16 protein-coding genes are annotated in these 22,573 nt (G+C 39.0%); 10 read left to right on the top strand and 6 right to left on the bottom strand.

Translation table 11 applies throughout. The features are described 5' to 3' along the window. Window positions 1-491: 491 nt before the first annotated feature. Window positions 492-1,298 carry a class I SAM-dependent methyltransferase gene (locus tag WG905_RS11365; RefSeq protein WP_339591832.1) on the top strand — a complete coding sequence of 269 codons (807 nt, stop codon included), beginning with the start codon at window positions 492-494 and terminating at the stop codon, window positions 1,296-1,298. A 163-nt stretch (window positions 1,299-1,461) separates the two neighbouring features. Here WG905_RS11365 and WG905_RS11360 read toward each other — a convergent pair whose 3' ends face one another. Next, window positions 1,462-2,799, bottom strand: a complete 1,338-nt coding sequence (locus WG905_RS11360; protein WP_489737903.1) for a RagB/SusD family nutrient uptake outer membrane protein — start codon at window positions 2,797-2,799, stop codon at window positions 1,462-1,464. A gap of 117 nt (window positions 2,800-2,916) precedes the next feature. On the opposite strand from WG905_RS11360, the gene WG905_RS11355 reads away from it, so the two are divergent. The 9 genes from WG905_RS11355 to WG905_RS11315 all read left to right on the top strand — a co-directional run bounded on the left by WG905_RS11355 (window position 2,917) and on the right by WG905_RS11315 (window position 13,414). After that, a complete protein-coding gene (locus tag WG905_RS11355; RefSeq protein WP_339591831.1) occupies window positions 2,917-4,428 on the top strand; it encodes a RagB/SusD family nutrient uptake outer membrane protein in 1,512 nt (503 codons plus the stop codon). 197 nt (window positions 4,429-4,625) lie between these two features. Continuing rightward, window positions 4,626-5,555, top strand: coding sequence for an outer membrane protein assembly factor BamD (locus WG905_RS11350; protein ID WP_339591830.1), 930 nt, complete (start codon window positions 4,626-4,628; stop codon window positions 5,553-5,555). After that, window positions 5,555-5,881 carry a DNA-directed RNA polymerase subunit omega gene (locus WG905_RS11345; protein WP_339591829.1) on the top strand — a complete coding sequence of 109 codons (327 nt, stop codon included), beginning with the start codon at window positions 5,555-5,557 and terminating at the stop codon, window positions 5,879-5,881. Before WG905_RS11350 ends, WG905_RS11345 begins: the two co-directional genes overlap by 1 nt. A gap of 45 nt (window positions 5,882-5,926) precedes the next feature. Beyond that, a complete protein-coding gene (gene coaBC, locus WG905_RS11340; RefSeq protein ID WP_339591828.1) occupies window positions 5,927-7,135 on the top strand; it encodes a bifunctional phosphopantothenoylcysteine decarboxylase/phosphopantothenate--cysteine ligase CoaBC in 1,209 nt (402 codons plus the stop codon). A gap of 110 nt (window positions 7,136-7,245) precedes the next feature. Next, on the top strand, window positions 7,246-7,629 hold the full coding sequence (locus WG905_RS11335) for a BlaI/MecI/CopY family transcriptional regulator (protein WP_339591827.1): 384 nt from the start codon (window positions 7,246-7,248) through the stop codon (window positions 7,627-7,629). 4 nt (window positions 7,630-7,633) lie between these two features. Beyond that, window positions 7,634-9,358, top strand: coding sequence for a M56 family metallopeptidase (locus WG905_RS11330; protein WP_339591826.1), 1,725 nt, complete (start codon window positions 7,634-7,636; stop codon window positions 9,356-9,358). Window positions 9,359-9,396: 38 nt separating this feature from the next. Continuing rightward, window positions 9,397-11,064, top strand: a complete 1,668-nt coding sequence (gene recN, locus WG905_RS11325; protein ID WP_339591825.1) for a DNA repair protein RecN — start codon at window positions 9,397-9,399, stop codon at window positions 11,062-11,064. A gap of 5 nt (window positions 11,065-11,069) precedes the next feature. After that, entirely contained in the window at window positions 11,070-12,299 is a 1,230-nt protein-coding gene (locus WG905_RS11320) for a carboxypeptidase-like regulatory domain-containing protein (protein ID WP_339591824.1), read from the top strand. Window positions 12,300-12,340: 41 nt separating this feature from the next. Next, window positions 12,341-13,414, top strand: a complete 1,074-nt coding sequence (locus WG905_RS11315) for a PA0069 family radical SAM protein (protein WP_339591841.1) — start codon at window positions 12,341-12,343, stop codon at window positions 13,412-13,414. 146 nt (window positions 13,415-13,560) lie between these two features. On the opposite strand, the gene WG905_RS11310 is transcribed toward WG905_RS11315, so the two are convergent. From WG905_RS11310 to WG905_RS11290, 5 genes are all read right to left on the bottom strand, one after another. Then, window positions 13,561-16,098 carry an ATP-dependent Clp protease ATP-binding subunit gene (locus WG905_RS11310; protein ID WP_339591823.1) on the bottom strand — a complete coding sequence of 846 codons (2,538 nt, stop codon included), beginning with the start codon at window positions 16,096-16,098 and terminating at the stop codon, window positions 13,561-13,563. 1,061 nt (window positions 16,099-17,159) lie between these two features. Beyond that, window positions 17,160-17,606: a hypothetical protein gene (locus tag WG905_RS11305; RefSeq protein ID WP_339591822.1), complete on the bottom strand. Its 447-nt coding sequence runs from the start codon at window positions 17,604-17,606 to the stop codon at window positions 17,160-17,162. Window positions 17,607-17,610: 4 nt separating this feature from the next. After that, window positions 17,611-18,051 carry a lysozyme gene (locus tag WG905_RS11300; protein WP_339591821.1) on the bottom strand — a complete coding sequence of 147 codons (441 nt, stop codon included), beginning with the start codon at window positions 18,049-18,051 and terminating at the stop codon, window positions 17,611-17,613. After that, window positions 18,051-20,039, bottom strand: a complete 1,989-nt coding sequence (locus WG905_RS11295; RefSeq protein ID WP_339591820.1) for a hypothetical protein — start codon at window positions 20,037-20,039, stop codon at window positions 18,051-18,053. Before WG905_RS11295 ends, WG905_RS11300 begins: the two co-directional genes overlap by 1 nt. Further along, the gene (locus tag WG905_RS11290; RefSeq protein ID WP_339591819.1) at window positions 20,039-22,558 is read right to left on the bottom strand and encodes a tape measure protein; all 2,520 of its coding nucleotides are present in this window, start codon (window positions 22,556-22,558) and stop codon (window positions 20,039-20,041) included. The genes WG905_RS11295 and WG905_RS11290 overlap by 1 nt, the downstream gene beginning before the upstream one ends. Window positions 22,559-22,573: the final 15 nt, after the last annotated feature.

Genomic DNA, 22,573 nt, shown 5'->3' with positions numbered 1-22,573 from the left:
ACACAATCCGAAGTTATTCCACAAAGGAACAAGCCTCATTTCATAAGAAACGATCAAAATAAGAACCCAGCTTTAGCACACCTATATATACTACGATACTCTATCAGCCATGAACCTACCTCCGATCTACCTTTTAGGGAGAAAAGGTAGATCGGAGGTACATCCATGGTAGATCCACCCTAGATCCATTACCACTTGACTATTACCCCACATTAACTTCGATGATCAAAACATTGATCAACCAATTGCACATAACGATAAGGTAAAGAACAATCACAGCGATAAATTGTATCATTATTAAGTAAATCCCTGAAGATATGGAAGCTATCCTCGAACTACTATTTGCATTGCTTACTGGCAAACTGGAAGAAAATTGGAAAACTCAAATGGAACCGGAAACACAATTAATCTACTTCGCAGACTAGTCTTTTATTCATAAATTAAAGCCGAGATAACGTGCTTAGCTAGAATTGTTCAGAAAACCTGAAGAAATGAAATCCGAACGTAATTACATTGCTATCAACAAACAGTCCTGGAACAATAGAATCGATTCACATCTGAAATCGGATTTTTATGATGTTGATGGATTTTTAAAAGGCAACTCATCATTAAACGACATTGAACTGGAACTTCTGGGAGAAGTAAAAGGTAAAAGTATTTTACATTTACAATGTCATTTTGGACAAGACACTATTTCTTTAGGAAGATTAGGCGCAAAGGTAACCGGAGTTGATTTATCGGACGAAGCCATTAAACGTGCAAATGAACTTGCGCAAAAATCCAATGTCAACGCAACTTTTATCTGCTGTGATATTTACGACTTACCTCAGTATTTAACCGAACAATTTGATATTGTCTTTACAAGTTATGGAACTATTGGGTGGCTCCCGGATCTTGATCAATGGGCAAACCTAATTTCCCGTTTTTTAAAGCCCAATGGAAAATTTGTATTTGTAGAGTTTCACCCATTTGTCTGGATGTATGATGATGATTTTGAAAAAATCAAATACAACTATTTCAACACGGGTGCAATCGTGGAAACTGAAAGTGGAACATATGCCGACAGGGATGCAGAAATTCACCAGGAATATGTAATGTGGAACCATAGTATGAGCGAAGTGCTGAACAGTTTAATTAAAAACGGCTTAGAAATTCATTCGCTTGATGAATTTGACTACTCACCCTACAACTGTTTCAATAAGACTATTGAAGTCGAACCAAAAAAATACAGAATAAAACATTTAGGCAACCATATTCCGATGATTTATTCAATAAAAGCAGAAAAGAAAGAATACTGACATCCATCTTTACCCGACACCTTTATATATAAGGTTTATAAAAAGGAAATTTAAATCATTATTTTTTTTTAAAAAAGAGGCTGTTTCACAAACCGCACGTCATGCTTGACGAATTCAACTTTTGGAACAGCCTCTTTTACCTCAACAGCTTATCCTGTGCCTACTACCAGCCCGGATTCTGCGTCAGTTCAGGATTAAGGACAATATCAGCATTAGAAATAGGTCTCAAATATTTTTTATCATCAAACACCCTGTTTTCATCATCTCTCCAGGTAACATGTCCGGAATTACCATTAGTTAATTTTGCAGCTTTACCATCCAACACATAATAGACTACCCCCGGTATTTTCGTTGCCGGAATTTTATCTACAAATGAAACATCAGGCGTTTTATTGCCATCCAGATCCATTGGGAAATCTTTTGCAGGCACATAAATCCCTTTCCATTGCATTTCCAGCAGATGACCCTTTTTCCAGCGCAATAAATCTTCGTAACGCAAACCTTCATAAGCAAGCTCCACCCCTCTTTCGCGACGCACCTCTAAAAGATATTTATCGCTGATTTCAGGAAAATAAACTTCTTTCAAATACTGATCTGCGGCCACAGGCGCTGCATTACTTACACCGGCACGATCACGAAGCACAGCAATGGTTTTTGCCCATACAGCGCCATCCATTTGTCCAAGTTCAGCTTTTGCTTCTGCAAAGTTCAATAACACCTCAGCATACCGCAGCAAGGGAATAGAGTTATAAGATTCAGCAACCCCATCAAAACGTTTATCATCTAAACTGAATTTGTGAATATGGTATCCGGTAAAAGTATACCCGAAATTGGAAGGAGCAGCACTTCCATCACTTCGTTTATAACCCAGCGTTCTAATGGTTTGCGACAAACGGTAATCCCGGTCTTTAACTTCCCTCACAAACTGCACCGTATCATAGCCGGCTACATCAGTAAAACGAGAACCATCAGTTTTCAAATAAGTATTGATGAATTGTTTATTTAAGCCCCAACGCGATCCATAAGTTGCACTGTTAAACTTCCAGGTCACTTCATGCCATCTCCTCAACGCATTGTTATAAACCAGGCCCCACATCACTTCCGAGGAAACCGGATTTTCACTGGTAAACAAGGTTCTATAATCAGCTTCCGGTTTTCCAGTATTGTGAATCCTGTACTGATTAGCATCCATTACTGTTTTGGCAGCCGAGGCAGCCTCTTCCAGCCATTTATTGGCTGTACCAGCCAGATTTAATTCCGGGTGATACTTCCTGAAGGTTCCTTCAAACAAACATACCCTCGATTTAAAAGCCAAAGCAACTTGTCTGGTCACAATGGAAGAAGAATTATCCTTAGTTTCCCTGATATGTGTTGCCGCAAAATTTAAATCCGCAAGCACAGAATCCATTACCAAAACCCTTGAATCACGACCTTTATACAAATCTGAGTCATCTACGGTTAAAGTACCCGAATACCAGGGCACATCGCCATAGGTTTGCACCTTATCATAATAAAAATAAGCCCTAAAAAACCGCGCTAAACCTATATGATGATTTCTGGCCTCCTGGCTGATGGCAGGGTGATTAGCTTTCTCTAAGAAATATATATTTTACTGGCGATGGCTGCAGTTACCGCAACCTCTTGTAAAAAAGACTTTATAGCGCTTGAACCTAAAGACTCGTATTCTGCAGGCACTTTTTTCCAGAATGAAGACCAGTTACGCCAAGGAGTAATGGCTGCCTACGTGCCGCTTCGCGACTTGCTTGTGAATGACTATTTCACTTCGGAAATGCGTTCAGATAACACCATTTATCAAGCTTACCCAAGTAACCGTGGAACCGCGTATCTTTACAGGGAGAGCATTTCCGACTTCACCAACAATCCAAACAATTCTTACAGCAATGCCGTATACTTTCATAGCTATAAAGGAATTTCCAGAGCAAACATCGTTCTTGGACGTATAAATGACGTTACGTTATCACCGGAAGCAAAAGCTGATATCGAGGGACAGGCGAAATTCATCCGCGCCTGGAATTACTTTAAGCTGGTACGGCATTTTGGTGGTGTGCCCTTATTTCTGAAAGAAGTGACAAAAGCAGACGAAGCATTCCTGGTTCGTTCGACTGCAGAAGAAGTGTATGCACAGCTAATTGCAGATGCTAAAGATGCCATCACGTTATTAGCTCCACCAGCAGGGTTTCCACAAAGTGGGAAAGCTACTAAAGGAGCCGCTACTATGCTTTTGGCAGAAGTTTATGCCACACAAAAAAAATGGGCAGAGGCGGAAGCGTTACTTAATACGCTGCCGGCAATGGGTTATGCACTCCATGCCAATTATGCAGATGTATTTTCTACAGCCAACAAAAACAGCAAAGAGTCAATTTTTGAAGTTCAATACCTGGAAGGTACTGCAGTTGGTACAGCCCCGAATAACTTTATTTACCAGTTTTTACCGAGAACAAATTCCACGGAACTGATTACCGGCACTAAAACCAATAATGGCTCTACTGGTGGCTGGAACACCCCAACAAAAGACCTGATCGACGCTTATGAAGCCAACGATAAACGTCTTGACGCTTCCATTGCTATTGCCGAAGGGGCTTATAATGCGAGTGACCTCCTGGTGATATCAGCAAACAAAAGCATCGTAAACTATATTCCTGGCCCAGGTAAAACAGGTGTTCCCTATATTAAGAAATACCTGAACCTGCCCCACCAAGCGCCAAATAATGCAGGTGACAACTGGCCGATCTATCGTTATGCAGGTGCCTTGTTATTATTAGCAGAAGTACAAAACGAACAAGGAAAATCACCATTTGAAGCCCTTAATGCGGTAAGAACACGTGCCGGACTACCTGCGGTGAATGAAAGTAACCAGGCGGCATTAAGGGGTATCATTGCCCATGAACGCCGTATTGAACTTGCCTTCGAAAACCACCGCTGGCATGATTTGCAAAGAACAGGTAAGGCTGTAGAAGTGATGAATGCATTCGGAACGAACCTGAAACAACAGGTAAACTATTTGTCAGCAGATGCTTACCAGGTTACACCGGATAAATTATTGTTCCCTATTCCACAATCAGAAAGAGAGCTTAACCCTGCTTTAGTACAAAATCCAGGCTATTTTTAAGCAGAAAGCCGTATAAAAATTAAGCCTATCTAAATAAAGGCATGACGAACAGGTAAGCAAAAAAGCCTTCCAAAGGTCATGCCTGATTTTTTTTTGTTAAAATATGTTAAGGTCTTGAAAGGTTCAATGCCTTTATATAGCTTAGCGCCTTATTATTTTTAATTGACGTTATCGTATTATTAACTTATCTTTGCAGAATGTTTAAAATTAAACACGTATTTTTATTAAGTTTCATAGTTATAGCTTTGAGCATAGCAGGTTGTAAAAGCCGTTTTGAGAAGATCAGGCTCAGCAATGATGTTGCAAAGAAATATCAGGAAGCAATGAGGCTTTATAATAAAAAGGATTATTCGAAAGCATTGATCCTATTTGAAGACTTATCACAAAAATACAGGGGAAGAACAGAAGCAGAGGAGCTAAACTACCACTATGCACTTACCCTATTTAATTTAAAAGATTACACCACTGCAAGATTTCAATTTAAATACTTTGCCGATACCTACCCTACCAGTAAATACGCTGAAGAATGCAGGTATTTAGGCGCTTATTGCTTTTACCTGGATTCACCGGACTTTACGCTTGACCAGGAAAACACCTATAAGGCTATTGATGCTATGCAGTTATTTATTAACTTGTACCCAAAGAGTGAAAGAGTGGAGCAAGCCAGTAAATACATTGCTGACCTGCGTGGTAAATTAGAAGACAAAGCATACGCAAATGCGAAAATGTATTACGAACTTGGTGGTTATGACCTGAGTAATTATAAATCTGCGGTAATCGCTTTAAAAAATGCCCAGATAGATTTTCCAGACATTAAATATGCAGAAGAAATGAACTTGCTGATTGTAAAGTCGCAGTTTGAATATGCTAAAGCAAGTTATGAATTCCGTCAGGAAGAAAGATTTACAGAAGCCATTACCTATGCTGATGAATTTTTAGAAAATCATCCGGAAAGTAAATTGACTGAAGATGTTCTGGCCTTAAAAAAAGAGAGTGAAAAAGGCATTGCAAATGCGAAGCAAGTATTAGCTACTCAGGAAGAACAAGTGGCTAAATATAAAGAGAGCTTACAAAAAGAAGCACAAAAAGACAGTATCAACAAAGTGATAAAAACCCCAATAAAATAATGAATACTATTAAACCTGCTATACCGAATACAACGGTAACGAGAAATGTGAATGAGTTAGATCAAAAAACTCAAAATGTTTATGAGTCTTTAGTCATTATTGGAAAAAGGGCTAATCAGATTTCAAATAACATTAAGGAAGAACTTCATGGCAAATTAGCCGAGTTTGCTTCTGCAAATGATAATCTGGAAGAGATTTTTGAGAACAGGGAACAAATAGAAATCAGTAAACACTATGAGCGTTTACCTAAAGCAACTTTAGTGGCTATAGACGAGTTTCTTAATGATAAAATTTACTACAGAAACCCTGTTAAAGAACAGGAATAAATCAATGCATTGGCTTAACTTGCAGCATCACATGCATTGAAAACCATGCTAAAAGACAAAAACATTATCCTTGGCGTTTGTGGCAGCATTGCTGCATACAAAGCCGCAGTTCTAGTGCGCCTTTTTATCAAAGCAGGTGCAAACGTCAAGGTTATTCTTACAGCCGATGCGGCAAACTTCATTACGCCGCTTACCCTGGCTACCCTTTCTAAAAACCCTGTTTATACACAATATTTCGAAGAGGAAACCGGTGTATGGAGCAATCATGTGGAACTAGGTCTTTGGGCCGATTACATGATCATTGCCCCTGCCAGTGCCAACACCATTTCTAAAATGGCCAACGGCCTTTGCGACAATCTTTTATCAGCTGTTTACCTCTCTGCCAAATGCCCGGTTTTATTTGCCCCGGCAATGGACCTGGACATGTGGAAACACCAGAGCACGCAAAGTAATATTGCACAGCTCCAGGGTTATGGCAATATCCTTATAGCGCCCAATAGTGGCGAACTGGCGAGCGGACTTTTTGGTGAAGGCCGCATGGCTGAACCCGAAGAGATTATTGATTTTTTAATCGCCTTCATTAAAAAAGACTTGCCGCTGTTAGGCACTAAAGTGCTGGTGACCGCCGGACCAACCTACGAGGCTATAGATCCCGTGAGGTTTATTGGTAATCATTCTTCTGGTAAAATGGGTTTCGCCATCGCAGATCAGTTTGCAAAGCTCGGTGCTGAAGTAACCTTAGTGAGCGGTCCTACAGCAGAAAAAAGTGCCGAGCGCTTGACAAGAGTGGATGTAAGCAGTGCGGCAGAAATGCTCGATGCTTGTCAGCATTATTTTGACGACAGCGACATCACCATCATGAGTGCCGCAGTAGCCGACTATACCCCACTGGCCGTTGCTGAGCAGAAGATCAAAAAAAACGATTCTGAACTCTCTATCCTACTTAAAAAAACTACAGACATTTTAGCACAGCTGGGCAGCCGAAAAAAAGCAAAGCAGATCCTTGTTGGCTTTGCGCTTGAAACCGAGCATGAAGAAGAACATGCCAAAGCCAAGCTGCTGAAAAAAAACCTGGACTTTATTGTGCTGAATTCTTTAAATGATAAAGGCGCCGGCTTCAAAACCGACACCAACAAGATTACCATTTTCAATAAAGACTTCGATAAAAAAGAATTTCAGGTCAAAACTAAAACGGAAGTAGCTGTGGACATCAGCCAGGAAGTCCTAAAACTTTGGGCAATAAAAACCCAATAATTATCCTCCCCTATTTTTACATTTTTGTCCGATAAAATATTTTATAAAAAATCTTTTGTTTATACGAAAATATTCGTAGATTCGAATACGAAACAATTCGTATAACAACTATGGAAACAGTAACCTCCTTTAAACCAACCGAAAGCGAATTAGAAATTTTACAGATCCTCTGGGAAAAAGGTGACTGTACAGTTAGAGATGTACACGAAATTCTGGAGCAAAGCAAAGATGCCGGTTATACAACAACCTTAAAGCTGATGCAGATCATGCATGAAAAAGGACTTGTATCGCGCGACACCTCAGCTAAGACGCACATTTACCGCGCACTTGTCAACCAACAAAAAACACAGGAACAACTGGTCAATAAAATGATCAACAATGTTTTTAACGGATCGGCGTCCAGGCTGGTGATGCAGGCCCTGGGTAACCATAGTGCGAGTAAAGAAGAGATCGATTCTATTAAAGAATACCTGGAAAAACTCAGTAAAAAATAATACCATGGAAGCACTGGTTAACAACATCATTAAGGCCACCGGGTGGAGCATCTTTCATTCCTTATGGCAAGGCGCATTTTTATATGGCCTTTTGGTTTTAATTTTCATCATGGTACCGAAGCTCAGTGCCCGGGTAAAGCATGATATGGCTTACGGCACCATTTGCCTGATATTTATTGGATTTTGCGGGACCTTCTTTTCTGTGTTCACCTGGCCGCCACTCAGTACGGTAACCCATAGCCTTTCACTTTCCAAAGTTATTCCAAGCACAGTCAACTACCAGACAGAACATTATTTTCCGCTGTTGGTTGGCTTATACGTCATCGGTCTGCTTTTACAGCTGGCCATCCTTTCCACAGGCTATTACAAAATACTGAAGTTAAAGCATTCGCTGAAACTGGCTGTACCAACAGAATGGCAGGTGCTTTTCCAGAGCATGCGAAAAGAACTTAAAATAAAGAAGAACATCGGCTTTTACCTGAGCCACCAGGTCAATGTACCCTTGGTGATCGGTTTTATTAAACCTGTGGTGCTTTTCCCTGTTGCTTTTGCCACCCAGTTAGACCTGGTACATGTTGAAGCTATCCTGATCCATGAGCTTGGCCATATTCGCAGAAATGATTACCTGTTAAATATCGTAAAAACTGCCATGGAGACCATCCTGTTCTTCAATCCCTTTACCTGGCTCTGCAGCAACCTTGTCCAAAGGGAAAGAGAACATGCCTGCGACGACCTGGTTTTACACAAAACGCATACACCCCTTACCTATGCACATGCCTTGTTGCAGATTGAATTACTAAAAGAAAAGGATACCCCGGTATTTTCAATGGCTGCAGGTGGCAACAACCATGATTTATACCAACGAATTAAAAGAATTACCGATATGAAAACGACTTATAACACCGCCAAGCAGCAGCTTTTTGCTATTGGCATTACGATCGCCACATTAATATCACTTGCCTGGGTTAATCCGTTAAAATCAGAACCCGCTCCCGACCGTAAAATAAAAGTAACAACCAAAGTAAGCACAGTGATTGCAACTGCCCCTTTAACTGGCTATGCAATTGCACCGTTGCAAGATGATCAGGATACCACAAAAAAGAAAACAAAGACCATCACTAAAAAAACCAAGGAAATCAAAAAGTCTTCTGGTGCGACCAAAAAGGCTCCTGCATTGCCTGCTGTTCCACCAGCACCTCCTGCTCCTCCTGTGCCTGGCCAATCCGTGCCTGCAGCTCCTCCTGCTCCGGTAAAAACGCCGGAACGTGCAAAACAAATGGAGAAGGCTAAACTACAAATGGAGAAAGTTAGACTTCATTTCAATTCTGCAGAGTGGAAAAAACACGAGGCAGAATTGAAAAATATGGGTGAAGAAATGAGAAAGCACTTCAACTCTCCGGAATTCAAAAAGGAAATGGAAGAGCTTAAAAGACAAAACATTGTAATTGTAAAACGCTTCAATTCGCCTGAATGGAAAAAGCACGAGCTTAAAATAAAAGCGGATGCGCAAAGAATGAAAATTGACGCTCAAAAGATGGGTGCTGATGCACGGAAAATGAGTATTGAAATGGAAAGACATTTCAATTCACCTGAGTTTAAGAAGCAAATTGAGAAACAGGTAGAGGAGTGCAACGAAGAAAGCTTAAAAAAGCTGGATACAGAAATTGAGAAAGCTGTTGAAGCGACATTAAGAAATGAAAAAGTACAGGAAAGCTTGAAAAATAAATAAGCATCCATTGGCTAAGTTTTTATAATTTAGCAAAGGATATGCTACAAAAACTTTCTATACGTAATTACGCCCTGATTGATAATGTTGAGATAGAACTCGATAAGGGTCTGAATATTATTACAGGTGAAACCGGAGCTGGAAAATCAATTATGCTGGGTGCATTGTCCCTGATTTTAGGGCAACGCGCGGAGACCAAATATTTTTTTAACCAGGCAAAGAAATGCATTATTGAAGGCGCATTTAAACTCAAAGGCGATAAATTAAAGCCTTTATTTGAAGAGCATGATTTGGATTTCCTGGAAGACAGTATCATTAGGCGCGAGATTTCCATAGACGGAAAATCCCGCGCTTTTATAAATGACACCCCTGTTACCCTTACGGTGATGAAACACTTTGGCGAGCGACTGATTGATATTCATTCACAGCATGCCACACGCGAGCTTAATGACCCTGGTTTCCAGCTCGCGGTAGTTGATGGCCTGGCGAATCATGAAGAGCTCTTATCGGCTTATAGGGAGGATTTCAAGCAGTACAAAAAAAACCAGCACCGTCTACGGGAGTTGCGTAAGCTTGCTGACGAAGCACGCAACAAACAAGATTATGAACAGTTCCTGTTCACTGAGCTGGAAAATGCCAATTTAGAGATAACGGAACAGGAAACCCTGGAAACAGAGTTGCAGGCACTGAACAATGCCGAATCCATTAAACGCAGCCTGGTCAATAGCTACCAGCTTTTAAGCGAGGAAGAAGTAGCTGCATTACCGATACTGAAAGAAGCCATCGGACAATTGCATGCTGTGGAAAAGTTCCATGTTACTTACAGTGAACTGACGGAAAGATTGCGGTCTACCCTTATCGAACTGAAAGATATCAGCAATGAGTTAGCGCTATTGGGAGATGATGTAGTGTTCAATCCGGCCAGGATTGAAGAAATCAGTCATCGACTGGATATCTTATATACTTTACAGCAAAAACACCGGGTTAACACGATTGCCGAGTTAATAGATATCCGTGAGGAACTTTCCAATAATTTAAGCCTGATTTTAAGTGGTGATGAAGAAATTGAACGACTGCACCTCGAAACGGAAAATTTAAAAGCAGCACTGGAGAAAACTGCTGAAAAATTATCTGCCAACCGCAGCAAGTCTATCAAGGCAACAGAAGTTCAGGTCAACAAAATCCTGACCCAGGCTGGTATGCCGAATGCCAGAATAAAGATCGAGCAAAACATATTGAAAGACTTGACTAAAGATGGAAAGGACAATATTTCCCTGTTGTTTTCTGCGAATGTTGGTCAGCCACCGGCTCCAGTATCAAAAGTGGCATCGGGAGGTGAACTATCCAGGATCATGCTGGCCATTAAATCTATTTTAGCGAAACACAGTGACCTGCCCACATTAATTTTTGATGAAATTGATACGGGTATATCAGGTGAAATTGCCTTAAGAGTAGGCCAGGTAATCGGTGAATTGGAAAGAAATATGCAGGTAGTCTGCATTACACACCTACCCCAAATTGCAGCCAAGGGAAATGCACATTATTTTGTCTATAAAGATGAAAGTGCCGAAAGAAGTACCACAGGCATTAAAAAGCTAGACCATGAAGGTCGTGTTTATGTGATCGCTGAGATGCTGAGTGGTAAACCACCGGGTGAGTCTGCATTGGCCAACGCGAAAGACCTCTTGAGCAAAGGGCGATTAAATTAATACACATGTTTAAATCCTTAGCAGGCTTTGTTTTTCTGTTGCTGCTTTCTGTCTCCGCAGTTGCACAGGGCTTGTCTATCTCAGGTGTGGTGAAGGATAAAAGCGGCGAAACACTGCCTGGTGCTGGGATTTACCTGAGTGGCTATAAAGCGGCGACGGTAACGAATAATGATGGTAAATTTATACTTGCCAATTTAAAACCCGGCAACTATAATGTGCTGGTGGAAATGATGGGCTTCCTCCCCTACACTAAAAATGTAATCTTATCAGATAAGTCGGCAGCGGTTGAAATCATCCTGGAGGAAAATGCCATTCAGCTGAGTGAAGTAGTGATCAGGGTGGATCCTAACAGAGAACGGTACATCAATCTGTTTAAGGAGTTCTTTATTGGAAAAACCCCTCATGCAAAAAAATGCAAACTACTAAATCCACAGGCGCTTAACGTTGATTTCGACAGCAACAGACGATTGCTGACTGTGAAATCAAACGAGTTTCTGGTCATTGAAAATAAGGCTTTAGGATACAGGCTGAAATATTTGCTTCAGTATTTTGAATACGATTACAATACCCGGATTGTTTATTACTCCGGTCTGCCGAATTTTGAAGAGCTAAAGGGATCGAAAGCCAAAAGGAAGGCTTGGGCGAAGGCCAGGGAAACGGCTTATAATGGCTCTTCACAACATTTTTTCAGGTCACTCTACCTCGGGAATGCTAAAGAAGAAGGATTTGTGATCAACAAACTGGTGAAACTTAAAAATTCCGGCCGGCCATCCGACAGTATGATTGATGCCAATATGCGCAGATTGATGAGGGCACAACATGGCGTGATCCGTGTCGGCTCAATTGCAAGTGACTCTCTGAAATATTGGTCTGGAATTAAGCAGATGCCAAAGGAAATCAGCACCCTTAACCGCGGTGAAGTATTAATAGACACATTAGTTAAGCAAAAATATAATAACTTAAAAACCATCAATTTTGAAGATGACCTTTATGTCATTTATACCAAAGAGCGGGAAACCAATGAATACACCAATACTTCTGGGCATGCGATCAGCAGACCCCTGGATATTCCCAATTACCAAATCTCGATCGTCCATATGATGGAAAGGCCGGTTCATTTTTATGCGTCCGGAGGGATTTTTCAGAGCAAGTCCTTGCTTTATGAAGGCGTGTGGGCCTATGAAAAAATAGCCGACATGGTGCCGATGGATTACATCATCCCAATAAATAAATAAATAACACTTCTTAAATACTAAGAAATTTAGTATTTTTGAGCATGATCAATGAGGAAGAAAACAACAGCAATTACCTTAAGGGCCGTGGTGCACAGTTAAATCCACATAATCATTTTCTGAAAAACGATTATGTAAAGGAGCATGTGGAGGGTATTGATGATTGGGAAGTGGAGAATACCAAAACTTCCTTCATCTTCGCGCAGTCCAGTTCGGTGGTTAACAAAGTTGACAGTCCGGATGTCGGGATGGGCTACTCGCTAAACCCTTATCAGGGCTGTGAACATGGCTGTACTTATTGTTATGCGAGAAATGTGCATGAATATTGGGGCTTTAGCGCCGGATTGGATTTCGAGCGTAAAATCATTGTGAAGAGAGAGGCTCCGGCATTATTCAAGAAGTTCTTAGAGCGGAAAAACTGGGATGCCAGTACGATTTCCTTATCAGGCAATACTGATTGCTACCAGCCGGCAGAAAGAAAATTCAAGATCACCAGGCAACTCCTGGAAATAGCGCTCGCTTATAAGCAACCAATAGGCATCATTACCAAGAATGCCCTGGTGTTACGTGACCAGGATATTCTGCAGGAAATGGCTAGATTAAACCTCTGCATGGTTTATGTTTCAATCAACAGTTTAAATGAAGAGTTGCGTGCTAAAATGGAGCCGCGGACCACAACTGCCAAGCAAAGGCTCAAAATTGTGGAAACCCTCAGCAAAGCCGGAATTCCAATGGGCGTAATGGTTGCACCCCTCGTTCCGGGCTTAAGTGATCATGAAGTGCCCCAGATTTTAAAAACTGTTGCTTCCTGTGGTGCGCAAAATGCCGGTTATACGGTGGTGCGGTTAAATGGTGCCATTGGGGGGATATTTGAGGATTGGTTAAAAAAGAACTATCCGGACCGTTTTGAAAAGGTCTGGCACATGATACAAAGTTGTCATGGGGGCCAGGTTAATGACAGCAGGTTCGGTCAGCGGATGCGTGGAGAAGGCAATATCTCGCAAATGATCAGTGACACTTTTAAATTGCATTGCCGGTTAAACAAGCTGAATGTGAAGCCAATTGTTCTTGATTCCAAATTGTTTCAAGTACCGGGGAGCCAGTTGAATTTATTTTAGCCAGAAGGCCTTTTCGTTTTTATAAGTTCTCAGTAAAAACAAAAGGCTGCATCGATTTGAAGTGAACCCCAAAAGTTTTTGTCTAACTTTTGGGGTTCACTTCACATTGATACAGCCTTAATTATTTTCATGCAGATTGAAAACCTTTATTCAGGGCTTGCGCCTTCTTCTTTGATTTTCTTGCCGCGATTTTTACTAATCACTTCAATTTTATCAGCCTCTTTGTCGTAATCAATTTCGAGAACGGCACCTTGCTGAATTTCACCTTTCAGAATTTCTTCTGCAATAGGGTCTTCCAGGTATTTCTGGATGGCACGTTTTAACGGTCTTGCTCCAAAGTTGATATCAAATCCTTTGTCGGCAATAAAGTCTTTCGCTCTTTCAGTTAATTTCACTTCATAACCAAGTGTCAATACCCTGTCGAATAAAGATTTTAATTCAATATCGATGATTTTGAAGATTTCGTTTTTACCTAAGGTATTAAACACAACCACGTCATCCACCCTGTTTAAAAACTCAGGAGCAAATGCACGTTTCAATGCATTTTCGATTACACCTCTGGAGTGCGCATCCACCTGGTTTGTTTTAGCCAATGTGGTGAAACCAACCCCTTGTCCGAAGTCTTTCAACTGGCGGGCGCCAATATTGGAAGTCATGATGATGATGGTATTCCTAAAATCGACCTTACGACCAAGACTATCAGTAAGCTGACCTTCGTCAAGAACCTGCAACAAGATGTTAAACACATCAGGATGCGCTTTTTCAATCTCATCCAGAAGAATTACAGCATAAGGTTTACGGCGTACTTTTTCAGTCAGCTGTCCACCTTCTTCATAACCAACATAGCCCGGAGGCGCACCCACTAAACGTGAAACTGCAAATTTCTCCATGTACTCACTCATGTCGATTTGAATCAGGGCATCGTCGCTATCGAACATAAAGCGGGCAAGTTCTTTTGCCAGCTCAGTTTTACCCACACCTGTAGGGCCAAGGAATATAAATGAACCGATAGGCTTCTTAGGATCTTTCAACCCTGCACGTGTACGCTGAATAGCTTTAGTTAACTTCTTTATGGCATCATCCTGACCAATAATTTTGGTAGCAACGGTATCGTACATATTCAACAGTTTTTGGCTGTCTGTTTGTCCCACCCTTTGCAGTGGAATACCTGTCATCATAGAAACCACTTCTGCCACGTTATCTTCTGACACGGTATAACGTTTGGTTTTAGTTTCTGCTTCCCATTGTGCTTTGGCACGGTCCAGCTCTTCTAAAAGATTTTTTTCTGTGTCTCTTAATTTGGCAGCTTCCTCATATTTCTGACTTTTAACCACTTTGTTTTTCTCCACCTTAATGTCTTCGATCTTGGTTTCGATATCAATGATGTTTTCAGGAACATGGATATTTGTTAAATGCACCCTTGAACCTGCTTCATCCAAAGCATCGATAGCTTTATCCGGCAGAAACCTGTCAGTGATGTAACGGGAGGTGAGGGATACACAGGCGTTAATTGCTTCATCTGTATAAGTTACCCCATGATGATCTTCGTATTTTTCCTTGATACGGTTTAAAATCTCGATAGTTTCATCAGGAGTTGCCGGCTCGATCATGACCTTTTGGAAACGACGATCCAGGGCACCATCTTTCTCTATGTACTGGCGGTACTCATCTAAAGTAGTCGCACCAATGCATTGTATTTCTCCCCTTGCCAATGCTGGTTTGAACATATTTGATGCATCCAATGAACCAGAAGCACCACCTGCACCAACAATGGTATGGATCTCATCAATGAACAAGATCACATCGGTAGATTTTTCAAGCTCGTTCATCACGGCTTTCATTCTTTCCTCAAACTGACCACGGTATTTAGTTCCGGCAACCAATGATGCCAGATCTAAAGTAACCACACGTTTGTTAAACAATACCCTTGATACTTTTCGTTGAACAATTCTAAGGGCAAGCCCCTCAGCAATGGCAGATTTACCAACACCGGGTTCACCGATCAGAATGGGGTTGTTCTTTTTACGACGGGAAAGAATTTGAGAAACACGCTCAATTTCTTTCTCCCGGCCAACAATAGGGTCCAAACGACCTTCTTCTGCGGCCTTTGTTAAATCTCTTCCAAAATTATCAAGCACTGGAGTTTTCGATTTAATGTCAGAAACTTTTTTAGGATTGCTGAAGCTTTCTTCTTCGCGGTAATCTTCATCTCCGGTAGAGGCACTGCCTTGCGGATCATCTTTATAACCGTTTTTATTTACTTCAACTTCTTGCTTAAAGATCTCATAATTAATGCTGTACTGCAATAAAATTTGCGATGCAATATTATCGTCGTCGCGTAGGATAGACAATAACAAGTGCTCAGTACCGATCAGGTCGCTTTTGAATATCTTAGCTTCCAGATAAGTAATTTTTAATACTTTTTCAGCTTGCTTAGTCAGCGGAATATTACCAAGATTTACAGTTACACTTGAAGTACCACGTACCGCATCCTCTATAGAACGACGTAATTTAGTGGTATCTACTCCCAATGACTTTAATATCTTAATAGCCATACCATCGCCTTCGCGGATCAAGCCTAATAAAAGATGCTCTGCGCCTATGTAATCGTGTCCTAATCTCAGGGCTTCTTCCCTGCTAAACGAAATCACGTCTTTTACTTGTGGTGAAAATTTAGCTTCCATATTTACCTTTCTTAACCAGAATACCCTAAACTATAAAAATGTTTTGAATAAGGTATACCGGATATAACTTTTTAACAACAATTACGCCATACAGCGCAAAAAATGCTTGGGTACTGCCGATATTTCATAAATCTTACTAACTTCTGACTTAATTGGCGATATTTGCATGTATTAGAAGTAATTATGTCAGACGAAAAAATAATCTTTTAAAAATTACTAACTTTTTTGTGTCATAGCCCTCTAAACGCTTTAAAGGCACTTTTTAAATTCCAAAACACCTAATATTTTACCTGTTTTAAGCCATTTTGTCCCCGTTTTGTCCCCGTTTGTGTCCCCTTTAAGACGGTGTAAAAATGGTGACAAATTTGAAAAATTTCCTGCCATCTAGAATAAATACAAAATTAAAAGTATGATATTCTATTTTTTCAAACACAAGAAACCTCTCGATTGGGACTTTAAGAAAAGTAATGAAAATTCTGCAATAATCATCAAAATCCTTCAAAATAAATTTTTCCTGATATTCGGGTGATAAATGCTTGAGATTAACAGTTATCTTGTTATCAACCAAGACAATAAGTCCAATATAACTACTACTTGCCTTAGTTAGTATTTTATTTGACCTCACTATTGCAGCCATCCATCTGTTAAAGCCAATAATCTGTTCTGTTGATAATCCCATAACAAAGCAAAAATACTAAAAATATTAGCATTTAATAAAACTTTGTTAGTACATATTTTTAAAATTAGATTTAGTTTCAAACTAATTAGGTATGGATTATCAAGGTGACAAACAAGACAGATTTATACAGGAATTAACGGCTTTAAGAAAAATCTCATAACGGCTGATAAAGTTGAGAAGAAAGAAATTGAGAAGGAAATAAAACGGGTTGACAAAGAATTCACAATCTTAGCAAACGAAATAATTGAAAGTCTACCAAAAGATTATTTTGTTTTAAATAAATGACTTAATATAAAATAAATCATTATGTTTACTCTTAAGAGCGTTAATTGTTAAAAATTAGTGTTGGTTCAAGCCTACATCATTTTTGGTGTAGGCAACACTAATTCTCCCTATCAGTTGGATTCACCTTATCACTAAGTTTTCCAAAAATCCCTGTAATAATCTCTTTGAATTTGGTTGCTACGGATATACCAGTAAGACTTTCAATATTTTCAACAATGCCCGAAAGAAGGGCTATTATTGGAATACCTGCCAATAATTTGAAAACCGCCATTGTTTCACCTAGATAAGCCTCTTGAAAGTAGTGGATCGTTAATATATAAAGTAAAAATAGGGTTAAATCCTTAATCTCTTTAATTAGGAATTCTTTAAGATTAACTCTTTCGCTCCTCTCCATTCTCACCCAATAAGTTGTAATAGCATCAACCACCACAAGGAATATCAATAGACCCGTTATCTGTCTGGCAGGCTCTAACCATATTAGAAGTAAGCCAATGAGTTTTAAAAACCACATTTTAAGGGTAAATAAATTGTTTAAATAATCCATACCCTTATGTGTTATAAATTTTAAATTCTCTTTTCCTACGGTTCAACAAAATGGGTTTACCTCCTGAGTTTTTCCAAGCCAAAAACCATTTTTCAATGTCTAAAATATGTGATTGAGTATTGATTTTTTTAACTAAAGTAGATCCAGTAAATGCACCAACACCAATATTAAAGCAAAGGCTTACTAAGGCATTGAACTGGTTTTGTGTTAGGGCTACTTTTATAGCCTTATTCACAGCCTGTTCAAATGTCTTGATGATTTGATTGAATATCTGGTCACATTCAACCCTTGTAATCTTCTCACCCATTTTAACCTTTTTTCCGGTTGAGGGGTAGTAAGTGAAACCGATTCCAAGGGTGGGTATGCCCGCTGAACACAGATATGAATTCAAAACCACACCTTCTTCATTATATATTAATTGTCTTCCAATTTTATCAATTTGCATTAATTTCTTCCTCCCGCCCTTTGTCGTCTAGGTACTATTTCATTGCTGATAGTGCTATAGTCACCATCTTTGTATTTTAAATTCCGTTCGGCTTTATCTGTTGCCACATCAGCATCATTCAATAGTTCAAAAAAATCAACTTTATGTAAGTCTAATTTCAAATCACTTGAAGATTTATAAGGCATATAAAGCCCTATAAGATGTTGTATTTCATAGACCTTAGCAAAGTCAAACGCCCCATAAAAACTGCCGGAAAACAGCTTAAAAGGTGTTCTGTATTGATTTAATATAGCTTGGGAACACAGTTGAAATAATGGCTTAGACTCTGTTTTTCCTTCTCTATACCAGTTCGCTGTAGGTAGCTTACTAGTTGATGATTTAAGTAAAATTTGATTGCTGTACCAATAGTCACCAAACTCTCCAAGTGTCGGTTGTAAATCACTATTTGTTTCACGAACATTTTTATCTGATGTGATAGAATAAACGTCACCAACTGCTCTAGCAGATGTCCCTGCAGTTATTGCTACCGTAAACTCCCTGATAATGCAGTCTTGATTATATGTAGCAGTGAATGAGGGTAAAAATGCTATATCTAATGTCACAGTATCAACCGGTAATAAAACCTCTAGAGAATTCACAAACCATTCATCTGTGCCACTAACAACTGATTCAGGTGCAGGTATTTTACAAAAAGAAGGTGTAGCCCCTTTAAATTCAGCTTTATATTGAATTGCGTTAGTTACTTCAGTATCCCGTTCACAATACAAATAATGTGTACCTAAACGTACAGTAGTTGCTTTAACCATAAATCTCACATTGCCTTGATTGGCAATCGTAATAGTTAATTTGTCATCAGCTCTTTTATTTTTAGAACCAACAAAAGCATTTCTGATAGGATAAATCCTATTGGTAGTGTAACTAATTGCATTATCTTCTACTTTAGTTAAAATGTGTAAAGCAGATCCTGACCTTGTAAAGTCCTTTTTTCCAATTGAAATATTACCGGATTTCACCCAACTTAGTGGACTGGTATTACTTGAATCCCAATTTCTGAAATAATTATTATGGAGTAAATTGTTAGGATCAGTTACGTTATTCTCAATTTGAACTTTATTATATGCAGGGACATAGGTAATATTATGGTCAGCGTTGATGAATGATAAACCACTGGTTTTAGATATTTCACTCCTGATATTTTCATTGTTTACCGTTGGATTAGTTGAATCTTGAATCCCATCAAAATTGATACTGTAGGTTCTTCTGGTAATAACATCATTAAGCTTATAATTAACCCTTTCAATGTGATATTTCCCCTTTTTGTAATAAATGTAGCATTGAAATAATTCCAATATCATTTTTAATACCTCATCACATTTTAGAGTATTTAAATCGTCCTCTAAAAAAATAAAAGGGTTTACAGTTAAATTATTGAAGGCTTCATTTTTAAGGTCATTACGATCGATTCTAGCTTCAAGAACATCATTTGATGTAATGAGTTGTGAACCATTTTTAAGCTTACCTAAGCAGTTTAAAATAGCCTCAGCAAAGGTCATATCTGTTAGATAAGGTGATCCATTTTCAGCAGTAAAATCAAGAAATTTTAAATCACCCAAACCATCAGTAGCACGTAGTGAAATCAGATATGGAGCTGATTGAAATGGCTCACTGTAATTGTCTTGGATCACATAACCTTGCCAATGTAGGGTATCATTCAACCATACTTGGACTTGATATTCTTTCGCATCAGCAACCATTATTTCGCTGAATTGACCATCAAAATCAGAATAGATATTTAGAATACATTCACTACCTCTAATGATTTCAAATTTATTTTCACTGTTACTGGTATAATTAATCTCTACGGGTGTAGCACCCATATTTTCAATCTCAATTATAGCTGAATCATAGTCTTTTTTTAATATGTAAACTTGATATTTTAACCCTTTAATTGAACTAAAGGCACATTTGTATTTTATTCCGTATGCCATTAGTTAGTTCTGAATTGCTTTTTTTGTTCGTTATTCAAGATACCAACTAGGCTATTACCTTGAATCCTGAATTCTACTTGTCCTGACATACCGCCACCCATATCACTAAGCATTCCTTTTAATGAATTCAATGGAGCAATAACTTCTGGATTTCTTGAAGCACCGGGATATTCATCACCTACTAAAGCATTTGTAGGACCAAATACAACCCCACCATTTGCAAATGCGGTGCGTCCAGAATCTTTTCCCTTTTTACCTCCACCACCACCAACTGCACCAAATGCACCTGCTGCTAGTTTTAAGGCTAAACCTGCTGCAATAGCTGCTGCACCAGCGAAAATACCAGCACCAGGAATTAAGGTTGCTAGATCTAGTTTTCCTTTTAATACAGCTGCTGCACCATACTCAATTAATAAATCACCAAAATTTCCAAGGAATCCACCAAATGACTTAATGATAGACTCTCCAAATGCTTGTATGATATTACCACCACTTGTGAATGCATCGCCAACTGCACTAAATGCATCGCCAATGCCTTGACCAAATCCAGTTGTAACCAAATTATTGAATTGATCATTGAATTGAATTTGACCCGCAATTATTTGAGCTTGCTCAGTTGTTAATTGACCTGCTAAATCTTTTAATCCTACTTGACTACTCATTTGAATAGAAGATTTCTCACCTTTTACTGGTGGTATAGCGGTTACTTTATGATTGTTAGGTTGAAGTAAGTTGAATTTTAATTGTTCAACTTGTAAATTCTTAATTGCTATAGATGCAGGTTCATAACCGTTTTTGATAAGTCCATTGATAGCCTGTTGATATTCTTCAATCTTTTTCTTTGCCTTCTCGTCAAATGTTGCTCCAAAAAGAGAATCAATTTGCTTTAATCCAACACTTAAATCATTATAAACCTGAGCAATTGCATCTTGTGATTTTGAATCTGTGGTACTTTTAGTCTTAGTTGTTGTGGTAGTCTTAGTTGATGTAGTAATATCACCTGCTGTAACACCTGTAACCTCTTTTTTAAAATCTTTAACAGCCTTTGTAGCTGCTTTAATGGGTATTTGAATTTTAGAAAATATTGAATCAATTCCAGATCCTAGCTTGGTTAATCCATTACCTAGGGTTTCCATTCCCAACAATTTGTAAAAAGCACCTAAACCATTAGCTAATCCCTTAATTGCACTCTTAACAACATTTACAATTCCATTCCAAAGGTTTGCAGTAATGCCTTTAATACCTTCCCATATCTTTGACCAGTCACCACTTAAGACGCCATCCCAAACTTTCATCAGTCCTGAAATAACTCCAAGGGTTGCAGTGATGATATCTTTAACAAAGTTGAAAGCAACCAATACCTGATTAATAATATTGTCACCAAATTTTTTCCAAATTGCTGCACCAACACTAACAATAGTTTGAAAAATGGATTTAAGAGAACTCCACATGTCAGAGGCATAGCCTTTGACAGTGTCCCAGAACTTACCACCTTCACCAGATGTAAAATATTGAACAATGCTATCCCAATTGTAAACAATCAATGCAACTGCACCTGCCACTGCTGCGACAACTAAACCAATTGGACTGATTAAAGCTGCAAACCCACCTATCAATGCAGGTAAAATAGTACCAGTTAAAACCCCTAAAGCAACAAGTATTGGTGGTATCACAATCGCTAAACCTGCAAATACTAAAACTCCTTTTTGAACCTCTGGAGATAAGTTTTTGAAATATTCTGTTACTGATGATAATCCATTGATAAGCTTATCAACCAGTTTAGATATATCAAGATTCTTATTGATTATCTCACCTATATCGGCAAGATTACCAAATACACCATCTTTAAGGTTTTCAAAGGCTGCATTCACACCACCAGTAACAGGTGGAAGTTTGGATAAACCATCAACAATAGCATCAACTACCATTGCAGATGAAACACCCATTTTTTTCAAATCATCGGATCTTGCAGACCCAAATGCTTCTTTTAATAAAGGTGTTACTTGTGGAATAGCATCTTTGATAATGTTTAAATCTTCACCTAATGGAAAATCTGTGTTAGCTAATTGAGCAAGTCCATACGTAGCCCGTTCAAATTGATCTTTACCACCACCAACTGTTGCAACCGCATTACCAAATGCTCTGATAGATTTCTCTGCTTTTTCTGCTGTGAATCCAATAACTTGAAGATTTATTGAACCCTTAGTAACTTCTTTCAATCCAAGCCCAGGCATTTTAGCAAGCTCGACTAATCTTGTGAATTGTTTGTTTGCTTCGTCTGCACTTCCAGTTACAGCAGTTAAGCCATTCTTTAAAGATTGAATATCTCCAAATGCTTTTATTGCACTAGCACCAAGGGCTACCAGTGGAAGGGAAACATAAGCTGATAAGTCAGAACCAAAATCTTTTAATTGTTGTCCTGCGCTTCTTAAAGATGTCTGTACTGTACCAATTGCCGATTGGAATTGTGAAATATTAGCTCCGAAAACATAGCTTATATTTTGTGTATTTATTGCCAATTCATTATTGTATTA

The sequence above is a fragment of the Pedobacter immunditicola genome, assembly GCF_037482985.1.
Classification (GTDB): domain Bacteria; phylum Bacteroidota; class Bacteroidia; order Sphingobacteriales; family Sphingobacteriaceae; genus Pedobacter; species Pedobacter immunditicola.
Note: the sequence above shows the minus strand (reverse complement) of the source record. Positions and strands in the feature narration are given on the sequence as shown.